Below are 18373 nucleotides of genomic sequence, written 5' to 3'. Positions count from 1 at the left end.
GTCTCGCACCGTGTTTACTTACACAGTAGTCGTTGATTTTCCAGTGCATGTCAATCCGATCCTGCAACGACCATGCGTTTGGAAACTTGAGTTCAACGTAACCGCTAAATCCATCGTGGCAGTTTTCGAATTGAACACCTGCATCACGCAACACAGACAGTAGTTCCTGCCATCAGTCACACTGAAGTTTCTGACAGCAGCTGTAGACTTTTTTGAATTGCCCACCGGTCTTGATCGGTCTTCCGCCTTTGTGGCATTGCTCGCACACGAGTACTATACCACTTTTCATTGTACTCGCCCATAGATTGTACTTAGGACACCGGTATCTAACGGTTAGGCTTGGATAGATCGCGTGTCCTGCAAGCGTCGGATCGTCTTCCGTTGGGGAAAATCCAAACGCGGCGAGTTCCTCTTCGTTCATGTATTTCGGATATCCCAAGCATTGATCCTATCGCAGAACGAAACGCATCACGGGGCGGCGGCCAAGAACCTTTGATTTCGGAAAACGCCCGATCCGCCGCTCGGGTTGGCCGCTTGGTTATCCGTCATTACACATGCGGGTTCTCCGACATCGAATAAGAGTGACCGCGTGCCCGAAGATCATGCACATCGAAACCGGCCGAAATCCACAACTTATTAGCAATTGACTCGGTGTCGTCGTAAGCACGCTGTGCAAAGTCTGGTGTGCAGAGTGATTCTCATTTCGCCAATGGTTTTCGCCGATGCAATTCTTCACGCATCCCAGACTTGACTAAGGAATCATGAATAAGCAATTGAGGTTTGCCATGTGCAAGTCCATCCCGCGCGTTGAACAATTCATGCTAGGGTATGAAATGGTCTTTTACCCTTGCCGATCGACAGGCCCAGTTTATCCAGAATTGCGATCTGTTTGTCCGAATGTCTGTTGCGTTCGAGATCGTGCCAATTCGGAAGCAGTAAGTAGCCTAAATGATTGATGAACGCTTGGTGCTTGAAAGCGGAGACCACCAGACAAGATATGATTTCGTATAAGAAATCAAATTTTGTTGTTTCGCGTTGCCCAACAGCACACCGTTCGCATGCGACAAATCGCCGGACATGTTTATGTCGCGGGAATGCGAGATTTTCGCTTTAATGTAATCTTCCAATTGATTCCTCCGCTGGCTGTTGATTGGAAGACAGCATGTCGACGCTGCCGGTTTGGTTGGTTTGAGGCGGATAACGACCACGTTCACCGGGCCGTGGCGAACGATTTTCCATTTCAAAACCGCGCGACCTGCGGCTCCGTGTGCAACGGATTATTCGTCGGTTTCAATCAACAGAAGCAACATCTCCAGCTGACCGAGTCACCAGCGCATTGAGCGTCTTTTGGTCTATTGTTTCAGCTAAGAAGCGAACGGAACCGTCGCCAAGACCGACATTTGCCCCGGAACTGTGGAAGCTGAAGATTCCTGTCGCGTTGGTGTTGTTAATGGCCTGATCAGAGTCAAACACGAGCCACCAAATATGCGCACTGATGCCCCATGCGGCTTGATGATTGTCCATTCCAGTGTTCGGATTTGAATAAGGATACGGTTCGACGGGTTTCCCACGATGATACCAATCCGGGCGTCCGGCACGTTCGCCAATCAATATCGTGTTGGAGAGTCCGTCAGAGACGTTTGCAAATCGTCCTGACCTGTAAGAAAGGGGTTTTCGATTAGCATCGTAGCGCGTTTCACCCCATGGTCCGAATTTTACGGCGCTCAAATCTCCACTACCCCTCACAGCGGCATTGTAATTTACTCCCGAGATTGCCTCGTAGTCGCTTCTCGCAGCTGTGCCAATATTCTTCGTTGGTATCGCGCCGTTGTTGTACTCAAAGATGTCCGGAACAGCCGTGTTTTGAATGCTTGTGGATGGGCAGACGAATAGGGGAACTGGTGTGTTGAGATTGGATCGATTGGCAGCAATCGTTGCCGCCAGCGAAAGGTCGATTCGTTCGAAAAGCGCAGTCTGCTCAACTAGCGGAAGAATTGCCGTGCGCCAAGAGTGAAAGTGAAATTCGTCTAACGCAGTCCGAGGTTGCTTCAGGAAGGTACCGAGGTAGAGGTTCGGCAATGTGCCATGAGCGGCCTCGTGGCTCTGAACGGCAAGCGATAGTTGACGAAGATTATTTTGACAAGTGACCCGACGAGCAGATTCTCGCGCACTCTGAACGGCGGGAATCAGAATCGCCAATAGAATTCCAAGAATGCCGACTACGACAAGCGTTTCGATCACAGTAACGCCAGCACGAGACCTTTTCATCGCAATTCCTTTGCAGTGTTTGTCAGTGCATGTGAATGAAACTGCGGCAGCACATGAAGGAGATGTCCATTAAGAGTGGTTTTGTCTAAGAGAACAGAAAAAACGCGACGATCTTCGCCGACGAACGTCGGCGGTAACCGGGCCCCCGCCAAAAAACTATGATTTCAGAGCCCGCGCGATCGACGGCTCCGGTTCAGCGCTTTGGTACGCCCGTCATGGGCATGAGTTTATGGGGTTCAAGTCCCCTGTACGAGATAGGAATCTCTGGGAGATCAGTATACCAACTGACAGCTTCGAGAGAAGAAGTACTAGGTGAAGGCAACTGCGGAAGGGCAACCGACCGTGGGAAGGAAGCCTGCGAATGTGTGGGTAAGTACCGGGTCTGTCGACTGCCGTCAGAGCGTCAATCCCCACTCGGGCGCATTCACACCGAATCTGCGGGGCTACGAACAGAAACATCCTACAAGGCCGGACCGGTCAGGCGAGTATCAATCGACAAGCCCGATGGCGGCAAGCGATTGTTGGGTATTCCAAACTTAATCGACCGCTTGATCCAACAAGCCATCGTTCAAATCCTGACCCCAGTCTTCGATCCGAACGTTTCGACATCGAGCTACGGGTTTCGGCCAAAGCGATCTGCTCACGGAGCAGCCAAGCAAGTCCAGCGCACGATCAGACGCGGCTACCGTTTCGCAGTGGATATGGATCTTTCCAAGTTCTTCGACCGAGTCGGACACGATGTGTTGATGGCTCGTATATCGAGGAAAGTCCACGACAAGACATTGCTACGGCTGATTGGTGGCTACTTGCGAGCAGGAGTGATGGTGGATGGTCATTTTCAAGCAACCACCCAAGGGACACCACAAGGCGGCCCTGCCTTTCCACTGTTGGCCAAAATCCTCTTGGATGAACTGGACAAAGAACTAGAGAAGCGAGGTCTGCCATTCGTGCGCTATGCAGATGACTTTGTCATCTTCACAAAGTCCAAGCGTAGTGCCGAAAGGGTATTTCAGTCGGTGCATCGCTATCTCACCCGTCAACTTCACCTGGTAGTCAACCTGGAGAAGAGTTGTATCGTCACCACTGAGCAGCTCGAATACCTCGGGTACAGCTTCGTGGGGTCACGAGCGACGATCAACGTTTCGGGGAAATCCATCGAACGGTTCAAACACCGTATCCGCGAGATCACTGGGCGTAGCCGAGGCATCTCGATGGAGCGACGCTTAGGGGAACTGAAGCGGATTGTACGCGGTTGGATGGGTTACTATGGTCTTGCTTCGCAGTTGAAACTGTTCGCAAGCCTGGAGCAGTGGATACGACGACGCATTCGGTGCTGTTACTGGAAACGTTGGCGACATATTCGCTCGCGGATTCGGGAGCTGATCGCACTGGGCGTTCCGAGGCGACAGGCCGTCCGACACGGTCGGAGTCGTAAAGGACCTTGGCACATGGCCAAGACGATTGCCAGCGGTGTTGGCATGACGAACGCTTGGTTAGCCGATCAAGGAGTCCCCGAGCCTGAAGACGTTATGGAGCGAACTTGCTCATCTTCGTTGAACCGCCGGATGCGGACCCGCATGTCCGGTGGTGTGGGGAGGGCGGTCAGCAATGACCGCCCTTACCCGATTTCGGCTTCATGGCTTTTCTGGTGTGTGCTTTAGGTCAACAACCTTGTCTTTCGGGATAAGGATGATGTTACCATTGTCATCCTCAAGCACCACAAAGCCATCTTGATCAAGATCTTTCAATTTGCCGTGCGATGTTGTTGTTCCACCCACGCCATCCAAATGATGAACGTCGTAGACTTTGTCCCAAATTAACGCGAATACCATCGCCTTGATCTGTTCAGGACTTGGACGTGCTTCGTCTTCGGTGCGACGGCGAGTATATGACATGTGCTCTATCTCCGGTTACCAATTAAATGTGGCGCGAATCACATAGTACACATTTTGCGAGGCAACGATGCCAATTAACGCCATGCCAACGTAGTTGCAAACCATGCAAACTGTCCGTAGCTTTGAATGCGTTTCGTCAGAAGCCGTTCGGATTTTCCAATAGGCCTCGCATAGATGCTCAGCGAAGTCGTTATCGCGGGGATCTGGAATGCCAAATGACTTTGCGTCTTGTTTCAATTCAGCCACATACTGCTCAAGATGCGGACGACCTTTGCCAGCATTAGTAAACCCGGAATAGTCGTCGTGCTCTTGGATGATCTTTGGGCACTTGATTTGGAATATAGCAGTAGCAAGCGAAAATGAAGCAGCAGCAAAGAAGAAGAGTTTCCATGAAAATGGAAGGCCGATTGCGATCGAAAACGTCTCGCCAGCGACTTTAAATGTCAGGCTATCCTTGAGTCCAACAAGCGCTTTGGCGAATAAAGGCACCACGAGCAACCAAAAGTACGCAGTGCGGACGGCCTTGCTCTTTCCAAACTTGGCAAGGTCATCCCACGACTTTCGCATAATCGTCCTTTCGTAGCCGAACGGTGGCGTTGACCGGGCCGCCCCCAATCAACATTGACTTTAGGAACGACGCGATCGGCGGCTCCGCGTCCAACGCTTGGTTATCCCTTTTTTGCCAAGTGCGTTTCCATCAAGAACAGTGCCATTGTTCCAGCGAGGTTCGTCGCGAGTCGTGCGTGGCGAGCGTGGGGGCGAACATTGGCCACCCCCTTTCCGTGGGCATCACCGAGTCGATTTCGCACCGAGCCAAGTCCGTTTACGACGCCAGAGCATCCAGTTAGGATTTGTTTGAAAATCTGCTCTTGGTGATCCTCGGGAGCGAGGTTCAGTTCTTTTTGTACAAGCTTAAACAGTTGGGGCAACTCAATTCGGTCCCCATCATACGCAACATGGTTGTCGTCAAGTATGTGCTTAAGCACAGTCTCAACAAGCTCTCGCGCTGCCGTAATCGCGCCTTCGGGATCATCCTGAATACGCCGAGTTACTCGACGCCAGGAACGCCGAACGCCCTCGGCGTCAAAGGCATCGAGTGCGAGCTCCATGTCGTCATGCGACGGATTGATTCCACCCGTTTCGAGTGCTCGCAGAAGCGGATCAAATTCATCCCAAATGTACGTGCGGCGTTCAGCGTATGTTGAATACTTGTTCTTGATGAATTGCCAGAACTGGTTTAGCGATCGCTTGGATCGAAACCATGCGGGCAGTAGTGCGTCGTGGGGTGAGTCGAGGAATTGCTGTCTCAACGCAACGAAATCCGACTCTTGCGCGCGGCCGCCAGTCGCTTGGTCAATCAATAGATGGACCAGAGCATCCGCGCGTTCATATTCTGTCTGAAGTTCGTGTAGTATTTCCATGCAATTTGGACACAAGTCGTCAGTGTTGGTTCGCACTGTAAGGGATAACGATTAGTATACGCAGCTAGCGAGCCAGAACTCCGATATTCGAATAGTCGGCACGGAAGCCGACGCTCTAGGATTTTACTACACGCTAGGCTGCGGTCAATCTGCACCATTGCGCTAGTCTGGAATAACCAAATACTGCCTCGGTGGGGCGGTTCGGTAATTGACGGAGGGTAACGCAATGTCAGCGGCAGAATATCAGGCTGTGGTTAAGCGTTTGGGCCTACGCAGTAACGACATGGAGTGGTTTCCGCGATGGATCGAACAGTTTCAACTGTTTCAGCGCAAGGAAAACATGAAACGTTGTCGATCGACCGTGATAAGGGGGTCGAGTTTCTGGGTAGCCTGAAGAAGCGCGGGCAGGGCGCATGGGTTCGCTTGCAGTTAGCGAGGGCGATCGACTCGTATCAGTCAGTCGTCTGGCAGCACAAGCCGATCGATCTGAGCGACATCATCCAGAAGCTGACCGAGCTGGCTGGTAAGGAGAGGCAGTCTGGGACTTACGGGCGTTCGAATTCAGGCGCTGGAGACTCGGCGGCTATGCCCGGTCTACTCGATCCGTCGGAGCCAGAGATCATCCAGCAGTTCCGGCGCGAAATCCGAATGCGACATTACTCCATTGGCACTGAAAGCGCTTACGTGGGCTGGGCAATGCGGTTTTTGCGCGTCTACGGGGTCAGTCAAATCCAGGCTCTTGGCGAGCCGCAGATCAAGGAATACTTGAGTTCACTGGCGGTCGATAGAAATGTATCGGCAAGTACTCAGAATCAGGCTTTTAGCGCACTGCTATTTCTATTTCGCGTGGTACTCAAGCGGGAGTTGGGTTTCTTGGACGCAGTGCGGGCCAAGAATTCCGATCGACTGCCTGTGGTGCTGAGCCGTGGCGAGGTACAGCGGCTGATGGAGCAATTGGGTGGGCGCGATCTGCTGATGGCTCAGTTGCTGTATGGAGCTGGGCTGCGATTGATGGAGTGCTTACGGCTACGAGTCAAGGACATCGAATTCGATACCGGGCAGATATTGGTTCGCGAAGGTAAGGGCCGCAAGGATCGCGTGACGGTTCTGCCAGCCCATGCTGTCGATGCGCTACGGCTGCAAGTGGATGTGTCACGAGAACTGCACCAGCGTGATTTAGCGGAGGGGTACGGCCAGGTGTGGCTGCCTGATGCGTTGGCGGAGAAATACCCCAATGCACCGCGGGAGTTTGCCTGGCAGTTTGTATTTCCTGCAACCAAGCGAGCGAAGGATCCTCGGAGTGGCACCTGGAGGCGACATGTTCGCACGCGGATTCGAGAGCTGATCGCACTGGGCGTTCCGAGGCGACAGGCCATCCGACACGGTCGGAGTCGCAAAGGGCCTTGGCACATGGCCAAGACGATTGCCAGCGGTGTTGGTATGACGAACGCTTAGTTAACCGATCAAGGAGTCCCCGAGCCTGAAGACGTTATGGAGCGAACTTGCTCATCTTCGTTGAACCGCCGGATGCGGACCCGCATGTCCGGTGGTGTGGGGAGGGCGGTCAGCAATGACCGTCCTTACTCGATTTCGCCGCGTTTCCGGCATTCCAACGCAACGTGTGAGTTTATGTACCGTTCGTCACGGCTGACGTCGAGTTTGCCGTATTGCTTCCGTCACGAATTGACACGCGGATTCGACACTACGTGCTCGTTCCTCAATTCGAGGTTGTTCAGTACTGTCGCTTGATCGTCGGATTGTGTACGCCAGTCGATAGTGAAACCTAGGCAATCCGTTGTCAAGTGGTCCGTAGTCTGGATGATCAATAGTCGCCGTTATCATAACGGTTGCTCCGCTCGGTGCGGAATACTGTAACCATAGTTCGCGACTGACGTGAGGCGTGGCGAATAAGCAGGGCCCGATAGGTTCACGACGAAGTGCGTCGAGGAACGTAAGCATCATCTGACCGATGCGGGCATCATACGGTGAATCAGAATCGGCAAGCGTCCGAAACTCGGCGTCGAATTGTGGTTCTTCTGATCCAAGTAGGTTGACGATGTCCACGTGTCTTTGCTAGTCGAGCTTGAGCGGCGAACGGCAGCCATCACCCGGCACGCGCGAGTAAGGCCTCCATGTCAAAAACGGCCGATCGCGTGCTCGGTGTGCATGGCTTTGGTACGCCCGTCATGGGCATGAGTTTATGGGGTTCAAGTCCCCTGTACGAGATAGGAATCTCTGGGAGATCAGTATACCAACTGACAGCTTCGAGAGAAGAAGTACTAGGTGAAGGCAACTGCGGAAGGGCAACCGACCGTGGGAAGGAAGCCTGCGAATGTGTGGGTAAGTACCGGGTCTGTCGACTGCCGTCAGAGCGTCAATCCCCACTCGGGCGCATTCACACCGAATCTGCGGGGCTACGAACAGAAACATCCTACAAGGCCGGACCGGTCAGGCGAGTATCAATCGACAAGCCCGATGGCGGCAAGCGATTGTTGGGTATTCCAAACTTAATCGACCGCTTGATCCAACAAGCCATCGTTCAAATCCTGACCCCAGTCTTCGATCCGAACGTTTCGACATCGAGCTACGGGTTTCGGCCAAAGCGATCTGCTCACGGAGCAGCCAAGCAAGTCCAGCGCACGATCAGACGCGGCTACCGTTTCGCAGTGGATATGGATCTTTCCAAGTTCTTCGACCGAGTCGGACACGATGTGTTGATGGCTCGTATATCGAGGAAAGTCCACGACAAGACATTGCTACGGCTGATTGGTGGCTACTTGCGAGCAGGAGTGATGGTGGATGGTCATTTTCAAGCAACCACCCAAGGGACACCACAAGGCGGCCCTGCCTTTCCACTGTTGGCCAACATCCTCTTGGATGAACTGGACAAAGAACTAGAGAAGCGAGGTCTGCCATTCGTACGCTATGCAGATGACTTTGTCATCTTCACAAAGTCCAAGCGTAGTGCCGAAAGGGGCTTTCAGTCGGTGCATCGCTATCTCACCCGTCAACTTCACTTGGTAGTCAACCTGGAGAAGAGTCGCATAGTCACCACTGAGCAGCTCGAATACCTCGGGTACAGCTTCGTGGGGTCACGAGCGACGATCAACGTTTCGGCCAAATCCATCGAACGGTTCAAACACCGTATCCGCGAGATCACTGGGCGTAGCCGAGGCATCTCGATGGAGCGACGCTTAGGGGAACTGAAGCGGTTTGTACGCGGTTGGATGGGTTACTATGGTCTTGCTTCGCAGTTGAAACTGTTCGCAAGCCTGGAGCAGTGGATACGACGACGCATTCGGTGCTGTTACTGGAAACGTTGGCGACATGTTTGCACGCGGATTCGAGAGCTGATCGCACTGAGCCTTCCGAGGCGACAGGCCATCCGACACGGTCGGAGTCGCAAAGGACCTTGGCACATGGCCAAGACGATTGCCAGCGGTGTTGGCATGACGAACGCTTGGTTAACCGATCAAGGAGTCCCCGAGCCTAAAGATTTTATGGAGCGAACTTGCTCATCTTCGTTGAACCGCCGGATGCGGACCCGCATGTCCGGTGGTGTGGGGAGGGCGGTCAGCAATGACCGCCCTTACCCGATTTCGGCACTTATACACCGGCTACTGATTTGATAACGCTTTGAAGCCTGTGGGTTTAGGGTTCATGGCACACCAGTCGGCAAGTATAGCAAATTGCGACGCGTCCAGATCGAGAAATGGGCCGCCGTAATTCCGCAAATCTGAAAGAACCGCATGAAATCCCAGCAAGGATTTATCGAGAACAGTTGGGAATTCCGCCTGTTTCGAAAATCCTTGTGATCGCATCAGTTCCGTGTGGGGAAGCGAGCAATCGCCAACGTGGTAAATGACAATGCCAAGTCCAAACCGATAATGGAGTTCCAGTCGATGATCCCTGCGAATGAACTCACCAATGGCAAATCGTCAACCAGACGAATTTCCGACAGTTAACAATGCGAACGTGAAGCCAGCCGGTTCGAGCAGTTCGCCCAATATCGCTGCACCAGCGCGCAGTTGTTCTTCAGGTGAGAATGGATGATCCATGGTGCCCGAACGGCAGCGGTAACGGGGCCGCCGCCAACAAGCTATGCCTTCAAAATACGCGCCATCGGCGGCTCCCGTTCACTGCTTTGTTATCCGATGTCTTCGCGTTTGATTTCAGCAATGGCTTGAGCCTTGCATCGTATCGCACCGAGATGATATGCCACATGGGCAATTACGCCGATGATGTTGGCGAATGTATCGCCATCGTCAATCGATGCGTTACGAATCGTTTGCCGAAGTTCAGCATACCCATTTCGCAGCTCTTCGCGCAGGCGATTCCACGAGTCGGAATCCAAGTTGTCGATCGACCAACTCTGCCGCCATTGTTCGGCATTTGGTGCGTCCGCATCGCCAGAAATTGATTCAGTAGCTACGCGGATAACAAATAAAACGTGCTGAGTTTGGGAGGCGATCGAATTGCCATAGATGGATCGACGAGCACAGTGAAAGTCGATAGTGTCAAGTGTGCCGAAGTAGCCCGAATCGCCGTTTCCGTCGGTGAAATGTGCCCACGACGTCGGTGGTCGATCGAACGCCTCGTCGAGAATCGCAAGCAAGGTCTTAGTGACGGTCATTCAGTGGCAATCCAGCAGTCACGGAATTTGTACGGGATAACGACGGCGATCACCCAGTCGCCGCCAAAGACCTACGATTCAAAATCGCGGCCGACCGGCGACTTGCGTGCATCGATGTCGATGAAAGAGTTGACTAGTGGAAAAAATGGCTCTCCAAGATCATGGGAAGACGGGTGATCGCAGGAGAATCCTTCGGCCCAAATTGGTCAAAGTCCCTCTCGGAGAACCAGGTCATGTTATACCTCGGAATCGACCAACATGCAAAGCAACTGACCGTACTTGCTGCGGACGATACCCGGTTGCGGGCACTATATGGCACTGGCCCTGAGCTGCCGGATTGGACAGGCTGAGCGATTCCCACGAGGCAAGAGTCTGTCGCATTACTGGGGGCTAACTCCCGGCGTGCGAGACAGTGGCGATACCAAAGGCCGGCGGGGACACATCACCAAGGCAGGCAGCACCACGGCTCGTTGGCTCTTGGCGCAGGTGACTCTGCATGTGCTCAGGCGTGATGCAGTCATGCGACGCTGGTACAAGCCGATCTGCGCACGCCGGGGCAGCAAAATAGCGCGAGTGGCCGTCATAAGGCGTCTAGCCGTCATCATCCGTAACATGCTGGTTGAGAACCAAAGTTACACCGAGTGTCGCGATGCCATGATCGCTCGGCGCAGGAAGCAATTACAGATTGGTCATGGCAGTGCTGAGCAGGTTGTAATTGAGCAGTTGCCCGATGCCACCCAGAAGTCCAAGGGGAGTAGAAGTCGCAAGTCAATCGCCGCCAGAACTGACCAGCCTGCGCAGCGGCGAGGCACCGCGACAAAGAGACCACCGAGCCCGAAGAGCCGCTTGAGAAAAACCTCTGGTAACAAGCCCACGGGTAAGACTAAGCAGGGAAGAACCAATAGGGAGCAGAAATGATGATAGAAACAAACTTTCAATGGGAGGGTAGCCACTGAAGCAGCAGCTCAACGGTGAAGGCATCGGCCAGGCCCACAAGATCACGCGCACAGCGTCGCTCGGTTGAGAGCGACGATTTTGAAGCGGTGCTATCTTCCGCCTGGCTGCTCACTCACTCCAATTCGCCCGTAACCATGCGTAGATTCGGCCTCGTCGTCTCACCGATGGCCTGATCGCCGAACGGTGCATTGATTTGCAGCCTTGGAGTGTGGTGAGCGGGTCGCATCGACAAATATAGTGCTTGGCCTCCGAGCCAAGGGGCAGACGCCACTAGATGCGCTGTCGGAACCACGAAGGAATGTATGGGGTGCGGTCGCAGCGAAAAGAACGACCGCAACAGCCCGGAAACAGACCCAGCCCAAACGCAGTGAGCCGATTTAAAAAACTTCGAGTCTGTAAACAACTGACTCGCCGAGATCGCAGAAGCCGCATTGCCAATGCCGAATTCAGCACACGGCAGACAGCAAAAAGAGACGCCGCATGGCGTGCAGAGTGATAGTACGTCCCAGCCTCAAGACAAGCACCGCAAATTTTCCCCCAAACTAATCGTTACGCTTAAACTCTTTCAGGAACGCTTGGTTCGCGACGATCCCAGGCGTTTGACAATCCATTCTGGGTCACGTCGGCAGTCCAAGATCGCATAGACGTCAATCGTCTCGTTTTCTATCAGGTAGTACACAGCGAAGGGAAATCGTTTGGCCAGCATTCGATGAAAGCCGTCAGCCATCGCGTGGATGCCGGCGAAGACTTTCAGGGATCGTACATCTGCCTGCATGCAGTCAAGAAAATAGTCGCCCAGCCCTACGGCATTCTGTTCATAGAAGTTCCAGCCCTCTCGCAAATCCTCTTTCGCTGTTTCAAGTAGCCGAATGTCCACGCAGTTCCTTTCGTAAGTCGGCTATTGCAGTATCCCAATCGAGGAATTTCAGTTTCCCCTCAGCGACAAGTTGCCGTCGTTCATCCAAGATGTCCTTATGCCAACTAGGTGACGGCAAATCGGCTGGTTTCCGCGAGATGTCCGCCCATAGAGCCTCCATCGCCTCCAATTTGTCAACGAGCGTCATGTTGTCCAAGGGCAAGTCAATTGACATGGCAGTACCTCTGTATTGAATTCACTTCTAAATCTTACCGTCGCGAACGACTGGATTCAGCGGGCGGGCGCGAAAACGCCACCATTGCCAAACCGCCCGGTTCGCCCGCTCCGTTGCAACCCTTGGGTACGCCCGTCATGGGCGTGATTGTTGTGGGGTGCAAGTCCCCTGTACGAATTTGGGAGACTCAAGGAGATCAGTATACCAAATGACCACTCCGATCGTCAAAGTACAAGACGAAGGCAACTGCGGGAAGGCGACAACCCGTGGGGAGGAAGCCTGCGAATGTGTGGGTAAGCACCGGGTCTGTCGACTGCCGTCAGAGCGTCAATCCCCACCCGGGCGCATTCACGTCAAAGCTGCGAGGCTACGAACAGAAACGTGGTATAAGGCCGGACCGGTTAGGCGAGCCAGCACAACATGGCAAAGCCGTTCCCAAACGACCGATCAGGTAAACCACGAGCTTGTGCAGCGAAACATCACGCTCTTATCCGGGGAGACCTGCTAGGCTGCTAGCGAGCCTCCGTTTGCTCCAACGAGTAAGCATCTGCGGCTGAAAGGTTGGAACAAGCTGAAGAAATTCAGCTTGGGCGAGGCAGGAGTCAGCAGAGGTCGTAGTACTGAAACCCCAATTCCAATGGGAACAGGAAGGACCAAACAATGAAGAACAAGGAGGAGCCATTGGTGGACTCGCGACGAGGGAACCCCTGTGAGCAAGCAGATCTGCATTTTCCAGGCTGCGAGGGTTCACAGACCACAGGTTCATTATCCCGACCGGGACCGACCTTCGCGGCGCACACCGAGCAGCCAGCCTTGAGGGACTTTAGTGAGTCGTTGATGGAACGCGTTGTCGATCCAGCCAACATCGAAACCGCTTGGAAGAACGTGAAAGCCAACCGTGGAGCCCCCGGGCCCGACGGGATTACGATCGCGGAATTTCCAGAATGGTTTCGCCCTCGTTGGGAAACGATCCGACAACAATTGCTCGATGGCACCTATCGCCCGCAAGCCGTGCGACGAGTGGCTATCGACAAACCCGATGGCAGCGGTCAGCGTTTGCTCGGCATACCAAACGTAGTGGAACGTCTGATCCAACAAGCCATCGTTCAAGTCTTGACACCCATCTTCGATCCGAGTTTCTCGGAATCGAGCTTCGGATTCCGCCCCAAACGCTCGGCTCACGGAGCGGCCAAGAAGGTCCGCAGCATCATCCGGCGTGGCTATCGCTACTCGGCTGATCTTGATCTTTCCAAATTTTTCGACCGAGTGCAGCATGACGTTCTCATGGTGCGAGTGGCCCGAAAGGTGAAGGACAATCGACTGCTGCGTCTGATTGGCAACTGCCTGCGAGCTGGCGTGATGGTGGAAGGGGTACTGCAAGCGACCGATGAAGGAACTCCGCAAGGAGGTCCAGCCTCTCCGCTACTTGCCAACACCCTGCTGGATGACCTGGACAAGGAATTGGAGAAACGAGGACTGCCGTTTGTGCGCTACGCCGACGATTTTGCGATCTTCGCCAAATCGGAGCGAGCCGCCGGACGGATCATGCAATCGGTCACGCGATACCTCACCGAAGAATTACGATTGGTCGTCAACCAAGCTAAGAGTCGGATCGTATCCTGCGACCAGTTCGAGTACCTCGGGTTCTCGTTCAAGGGCAACAGGGGAACGATTCAAGTCTCTGAGAAGTCGACCCAGAAATTCAAGCACCGCATTCGTGAGCTGACCGGTCGAAGTCGAGGCATCTCGATGGACTACCGACTCAGTCTGCTGCGAAGCTACGTGCGTGGCTGGATGGGCTACTTCGGCTTGGCAGCACAGTTGAAACTGTTCGACCGGTTAGACCAGTGGCTTCGTCGCCGCATTCGCATGTGCTACTGGAAACAGTGGCGCAGACCGAAGCGTCGCCGCGAAATGCTGATTGAGTTAGGCGTGCCAACTCGTCAAGCCATTCGCCATGCGCGAAGTCGTAAAGGCCCTTGGCATATGGCTAAAACCATAGCCAGTGGTGTCGGAATGACCAACGCCTGGCTAACCGAACAGGGGTTACTCAGCCTCAAGACTCTCTGGGCCTCGCTTGCCCGTATTCGCCCGACCGCCCGGTGCGGACCCGCATGCCGCGGTGGTGTGGGGAGGGTGTCCCGAAAGGGACGCCCTTACCCGATTAGCCCGTGGTTCAGAATGTGTATGGCGAACGCGCATCGAGTTCCGCCCGTTCTTTCGGAGTCATTCGGTCTCGAATCAATCTAGTGGTGTAGGCGCCAACCAAGCGGCCGCCATCGACGTACATCCAATCTGAGATGTACGACGGATCAAACTCGACCCTCTGCATGAAGGTCAGACTCGGCAGATCGGGTTCGTTGGCAACGACGCCACTGGGAAGTTCGCCCGAAAAGTCGAGATCCGCCAGCCATATGTGTTCGCGCTGGTCTCCTTCGTCAAAAACCACCTTTAAGAGAAAGCCGGTTTGCTGTTCAGTTGGGCTGCAATATGCGTCAAAGAATTGCTTGATGGTGGATTTGGCGTCGTCGATCGCGGCTTCCATTTGCGCGTCGTCTGAGGAGAACGAAATCGTTTCGTCTTGTGCCATAGTTTGAAGGGCTAACGACCAAGGTAACCGGGCGGCGGCCACCGGCTTGGAGTCCAGAAAACGCGCCAACCGCCGCTCCGGTTGACCGCCTTGTTCGGCGATTTGTTGATCTACCGACCGTGCAACTTGCGCCAGCGTGTTTCACAGAACTGCCACCATACATACGCAACCAGACCTGTAACAGAGCCCGTTATTATTCCTGAAACGATCCATCCAATTACTGGTGCAAAATTTGTGGCTTCCGCCAAAAGGCCCTCAGTAACCTTGACCCCCGTGTAGACCACGACACCACCAATCAAACTGGCTAGTCCAGCCTCTTGCATTAAATCTTCAAATGTTTTCTTCGATACCACTTCGCTGAACCAAATCTGATGAATTTGGAGCATAAGTGCGAGGTCAGCAGCGGCGATTCCCAGCTGCTTCGGCAATTCCAGCATTGGCGTTGGAAGCGCAGAGATGCCACCAGTGCCGAGTATTGCAATGCCAATTGAATAGACTGTGTCAGTTTGCTTCTTGGCGATTTGGCTTTCGAGTGTTGTAGCGACGGTGGTTGTCATTTTTGGAGCCTACTGTTGGGGCTTCTGATGTCCAGGGTGACGACATTGTGGCGGTTGGCGGATTTTCTCGCGTTGCGTTTTATAAAATGCGCTGCTGAGTTTCTTATCGCCGAACGATTAGTATACGCAGCTAGCGAGCCAGAACTCCGATATTCGAATAGTCGGCACGGAAGCCGACGCTCTAGGATTTTACTACACGCTAGGCTGCGGTCAAACTGTACCTTTGCGCTAGTCTGGAATAACCAAATACTGCCTCGGTGGGGCGGTTCGGTAATTGACGGAGGGTAACGCAATGTCAGCGGCAGAATATCAGGCTGTGGTTAAGCGTTTGGGCCTACGCAGTAACGACATGGAGTGGTTTCCGCGATGGATCGAACAGTTTCAACTGTTTCAGCGCAAGGAAAACATGAAACGTTGTCGATCGACCGTGATAAGGGGGTCGAGTTTCTGGGTAGCCTGAAGAAGCGCGGGCAGGGCGCATGGGTTCGCTTGCAGTTAGCGAGGGCGATCGACTCGTATCAGTCAGTCGTCTGGCAGCACAAGCCGATCGATCTGAGCGACATCATCCAGAAGCTGACCGAGCTGGCTGGTAAGGAGAGGCAGTCTGGGACTTACGGGCGTTCGAATTCAGGCGCTGGAGACTCGGCGGCTATGCCCGGTCTACTCGATCCGTCGGAGCCAGAGATCATCCAGCAGTTCCGGCGCGAAATCCGAATGCGACATTACTCCATTGGCACTGAAAGCGCTTACGTGGGCTGGGCAATGCGGTTTTTGCGCGTCTACGGGGTCAGTCAAATCCAGGCTCTTGGCGAGCCGCAGATCAAGGAATACTTGAGTTCACTGGCGGTCGATAGAAATGTATCGGCAAGTACTCAGAATCAGGCTTTTAGCGCACTGCTATTTCTATTTCGCGTGGTACTCAAGCGGGAGTTGGGTTTCTTGGACGCAGTGCGGGCCAAGAATTCCGATCGACTGCCTGTGGTGCTGAGCCGTGGCGAGGTACAGCGGCTGATGGAGCAATTGGGTGGGCGCGATCTGCTGATGGCTCAGTTGCTGTATGGAGCTGGGCTGCGATTGATGGAGTGCTTACGGCTACGAGTCAAGGACATCGAATTCGATACCGGGCAGATATTGGTTCGCGAAGGTAAGGGCCGCAAGGATCGCGTGACGGTTCTGCCAGCCCATGCTGTCGATGCGCTACGGCTGCAAGTGGATGTGTCACGAGAACTGCACCAGCGTGATTTAGCGGAGGGGTACGGCCAGGTGTGGCTGCCTGATGCGTTGGCGGAGAAATACCCCAATGCACCGCGGGAGTTTGCCTGGCAGTTTGTATTTCCGGCGACCAAGCGATCGCGTGACCCTCGGAGCGGTGCGTGGCGACGACATCATTTGCATGAATCGGTGCTAGCTGAGGGTGTCAAGCGTGCTTCCGTACGGGCCGGTATCGAAAAAAACATTTCTCCGCATTGCCTGCGCCACAGCTTTGCCACTCACTTGCTGGAAGATGGCTATGATATTCGCACCGTCCAAGAGCTGTTGGGGCACGCCGATGTCAGCACTACAATGATCTACACCCATGTTTTGAATCGACCTGGAATCGCAGTCAGAAGTCCGTTGGATCGCTTGGCAATGGCTGATGGAACAATGGGGTGAGTGCCCCACGGGAACCTGGCTGAAACTCAGAGGGCGTGAAGACGGAACCGTCCAATCCTGCGGCCAGAGTACCGGACCAACATGCGTTGCTCAAACGGCGGTCGCTCAGCATCATCTGCTGGGCGCTGGTCCGGAGGCGGCCTGCGACGCGCTCTGGCAAAAGGGAAGTGGTTCCAAATTTGGGGCACTTCAATTCAACCGATTCGCATTGAGGTGCATCCTGCTGACTGCCAAGCTAAAATAATGAACTTTTTTATGCTCAACCAATCCGGTCGCCATATCCTGCGAATAATTATGGACCAGGCGAGTCGCATGCCTGGCTGGCAGCGGCTGGCGGTTGGTTGGCTGGCTGGCTGGCTAGTATTAGCGCCGGTCGTGTCGTGGTCACAGCAGCAGGCTGTGGAGGCTTCGACCAGCGACAAAGCTCCATTCGAGTTCCGCAAGATCGAATGCGAACATCTGGTAAACTGTATTCAGGTCCACGCTCAAGTATTCTCTGGCGGTTTGCCACAGGGAGAGGCGGCGTTTGCCGAACTGGCCAAGCTGGGCGTCAAGACGGTGATCAGCGTGGATGGGGCGACACCGGATGTGGAAGCTGCGACTAAGCATCGCCTGAGCTATGTGCATTTGCCTCACGGGTACGATGGCATTTCTGATTCGCGGGTGATGGAATTGGCCAAAGCCGTTCGCACACTGCAGGGACCGGTCTATATCCACTGCCATCACGGTCGCCACCGCAGTCCGGCTGCTGCCGCCGCCGCCTGTGTGTCAGCCGGATTGGTTACACCCTCAGCGGCGCTGGACATTCTAAAGTTGGCGGGCACCGACCCGAATTATCGCGGGCTGTATCAAGCGGTCCGTCGCGCCGTGCCCGTCGACCTCAATGAGCTGGATGCCCTGCCGGTTCAGTTCCAACCGGTTTCGCCAATTCCACCTATGGCTGAAGCGATGGTGGACATTGAGGAGTTGTTTGGTCGCCTCAAGAGATTCTCCCAGGGCGGTTGGCAGCGATTGGACAATCATCCCGATCTTGATCCGGTACACGAGGCGCTGTTGTTGTACGAGCACTACGTTGAGCTGTTGCGTACGCCGCAGGTCTCAGAACTGTCCGACGACTTCCAGCAGTCGATACGTGAGTCGGTTCAGGCGACGGGCCAGTTGAAGGAAGTGCTCGAATTGGAACTGCCCAAGCCAACGCCCGATACGCTGAAGACGCTAGACAGACTGGTCCTGCAGATTGGCCAACAATGCAAGTCGTGCCATCAACAGTTTCGAGACGTCCCGCTGGGCGAGAAGTAGCCCTGCGTT

General features: G+C 54.2%; 16 protein-coding genes and 1 pseudogene. 7 read left to right on the top strand and 10 right to left on the bottom strand.

Annotated elements, in window-relative coordinates; translation table 11 throughout:
* Positions 1 to 944: 944 nt before the first annotated feature.
* Both KF752_02870 and KF752_02865 read right to left on the bottom strand, forming a co-directional pair.
* The gene (locus KF752_02870) at positions 945 to 1244 is read right to left on the bottom strand and encodes a hypothetical protein (GenBank protein MBX3420478.1); all 300 of its coding nucleotides are present in this window, start codon (positions 1242 to 1244) and stop codon (positions 945 to 947) included.
* Between the two features lie 46 nt (positions 1245 to 1290).
* A complete protein-coding gene (locus tag KF752_02865) occupies positions 1291 to 2241 on the bottom strand; it encodes a DUF1559 domain-containing protein (protein MBX3420477.1) in 951 nt (316 codons plus the stop codon).
* A gap of 242 nt (positions 2242 to 2483) precedes the next feature.
* On the opposite strand from KF752_02865, the gene ltrA (KF752_02860) reads away from it, so the two are divergent.
* Entirely contained in the window at positions 2484 to 3929 is a 1446-nt protein-coding gene (gene ltrA / locus KF752_02860) for a group II intron reverse transcriptase/maturase (protein MBX3420476.1), read from the top strand.
* On the opposite strand, the gene KF752_02855 is transcribed toward ltrA (KF752_02860), so the two are convergent.
* The 3 genes from KF752_02855 to KF752_02845 all read right to left on the bottom strand — a co-directional run bounded on the left by KF752_02855 (position 3903) and on the right by KF752_02845 (position 5584).
* On the bottom strand, positions 3903 to 4163 hold the full coding sequence (locus KF752_02855; GenBank protein ID MBX3420475.1) for a hypothetical protein: 261 nt from the start codon (positions 4161 to 4163) through the stop codon (positions 3903 to 3905). The two genes, ltrA (KF752_02860) and KF752_02855, sit on opposite strands and share 27 nt — an antisense overlap.
* 15 nt (positions 4164 to 4178) lie before the next feature.
* The gene (locus tag KF752_02850; GenBank protein ID MBX3420474.1) at positions 4179 to 4652 is read right to left on the bottom strand and encodes a hypothetical protein; all 474 of its coding nucleotides are present in this window, start codon (positions 4650 to 4652) and stop codon (positions 4179 to 4181) included.
* Positions 4653 to 4831: 179 nt separating this feature from the next.
* Positions 4832 to 5584 (bottom strand): abortive infection family protein, encoded by a 753-nt coding sequence (locus KF752_02845; protein ID MBX3420473.1) that lies wholly within the window; start codon positions 5582 to 5584, stop codon positions 4832 to 4834.
* A 300-nt stretch (positions 5585 to 5884) separates the two neighbouring features.
* On the opposite strand from KF752_02845, the gene KF752_02840 reads away from it, so the two are divergent.
* Positions 5885 to 7039 carry an integron integrase gene (locus KF752_02840; protein MBX3420472.1) on the top strand — a complete coding sequence of 385 codons (1155 nt, stop codon included), beginning with the start codon at positions 5885 to 5887 and terminating at the stop codon, positions 7037 to 7039.
* A 731-nt stretch (positions 7040 to 7770) separates the two neighbouring features.
* Entirely contained in the window at positions 7771 to 9213 is a 1443-nt protein-coding gene (ltrA, locus tag KF752_02835; GenBank protein ID MBX3420471.1) for a group II intron reverse transcriptase/maturase, read from the top strand.
* A gap of 518 nt (positions 9214 to 9731) precedes the next feature.
* Here the strand turns inward: ltrA (KF752_02835) and KF752_02830 are convergent.
* The gene (locus tag KF752_02830) at positions 9732 to 10217 is read right to left on the bottom strand and encodes a hypothetical protein (GenBank protein MBX3420470.1); all 486 of its coding nucleotides are present in this window, start codon (positions 10215 to 10217) and stop codon (positions 9732 to 9734) included.
* A 282-nt stretch (positions 10218 to 10499) separates the two neighbouring features.
* Between KF752_02830 and KF752_02825 the strand changes: the two are divergent.
* Positions 10500 to 10898: pseudogene (locus tag KF752_02825) on the top strand (IS110 family transposase).
* Between the two features lie 841 nt (positions 10899 to 11739).
* On the opposite strand, the gene KF752_02820 reads toward KF752_02825, so the two are convergent.
* Entirely contained in the window at positions 11740 to 12051 is a 312-nt protein-coding gene (locus KF752_02820) for a type II toxin-antitoxin system RelE/ParE family toxin (protein ID MBX3420469.1), read from the bottom strand.
* Positions 12032 to 12265 (bottom strand): addiction module protein, encoded by a 234-nt coding sequence (locus KF752_02815; GenBank protein MBX3420468.1) that lies wholly within the window; start codon positions 12263 to 12265, stop codon positions 12032 to 12034. The genes KF752_02820 and KF752_02815 overlap by 20 nt, the downstream gene beginning before the upstream one ends.
* Before the next feature lie 660 nt (positions 12266 to 12925).
* Here KF752_02815 and ltrA (KF752_02810) point away from each other — a divergent pair.
* Complete coding sequence (ltrA, locus tag KF752_02810) at positions 12926 to 14515, top strand: group II intron reverse transcriptase/maturase (protein MBX3420467.1); 1590 nt, start codon at positions 12926 to 12928, stop codon at positions 14513 to 14515.
* On the opposite strand, the gene KF752_02805 is transcribed toward ltrA (KF752_02810), so the two are convergent.
* Entirely contained in the window at positions 14442 to 14810 is a 369-nt protein-coding gene (locus KF752_02805) for a DUF2314 domain-containing protein (GenBank protein ID MBX3420466.1), read from the bottom strand. The genes ltrA (KF752_02810) and KF752_02805 overlap by 74 nt on opposite strands.
* 155 nt (positions 14811 to 14965) lie before the next feature.
* The gene (locus tag KF752_02800) at positions 14966 to 15412 is read right to left on the bottom strand and encodes a hypothetical protein (protein MBX3420465.1); all 447 of its coding nucleotides are present in this window, start codon (positions 15410 to 15412) and stop codon (positions 14966 to 14968) included.
* Positions 15413 to 16063: 651 nt separating this feature from the next.
* Here KF752_02800 and KF752_02795 point away from each other — a divergent pair.
* Entirely contained in the window at positions 16064 to 17065 is a 1002-nt protein-coding gene (locus KF752_02795; GenBank protein MBX3420464.1) for an integron integrase, read from the top strand.
* Positions 17066 to 17320: 255 nt separating this feature from the next.
* Positions 17321 to 18364, top strand: a complete 1044-nt coding sequence (locus tag KF752_02790) for a hypothetical protein (GenBank protein ID MBX3420463.1) — start codon at positions 17321 to 17323, stop codon at positions 18362 to 18364.
* The last annotated feature ends 9 nt before the right edge of the window (positions 18365 to 18373 follow it).

The organism is Pirellulaceae bacterium (assembly GCA_019636385.1).
Classification (GTDB): domain Bacteria; phylum Planctomycetota; class Planctomycetia; order Pirellulales; family Pirellulaceae; genus Aureliella.
The sequence above is the reverse complement of the archived record's forward strand: the minus strand, read 5'-3'. Positions and strand labels throughout refer to the sequence as shown.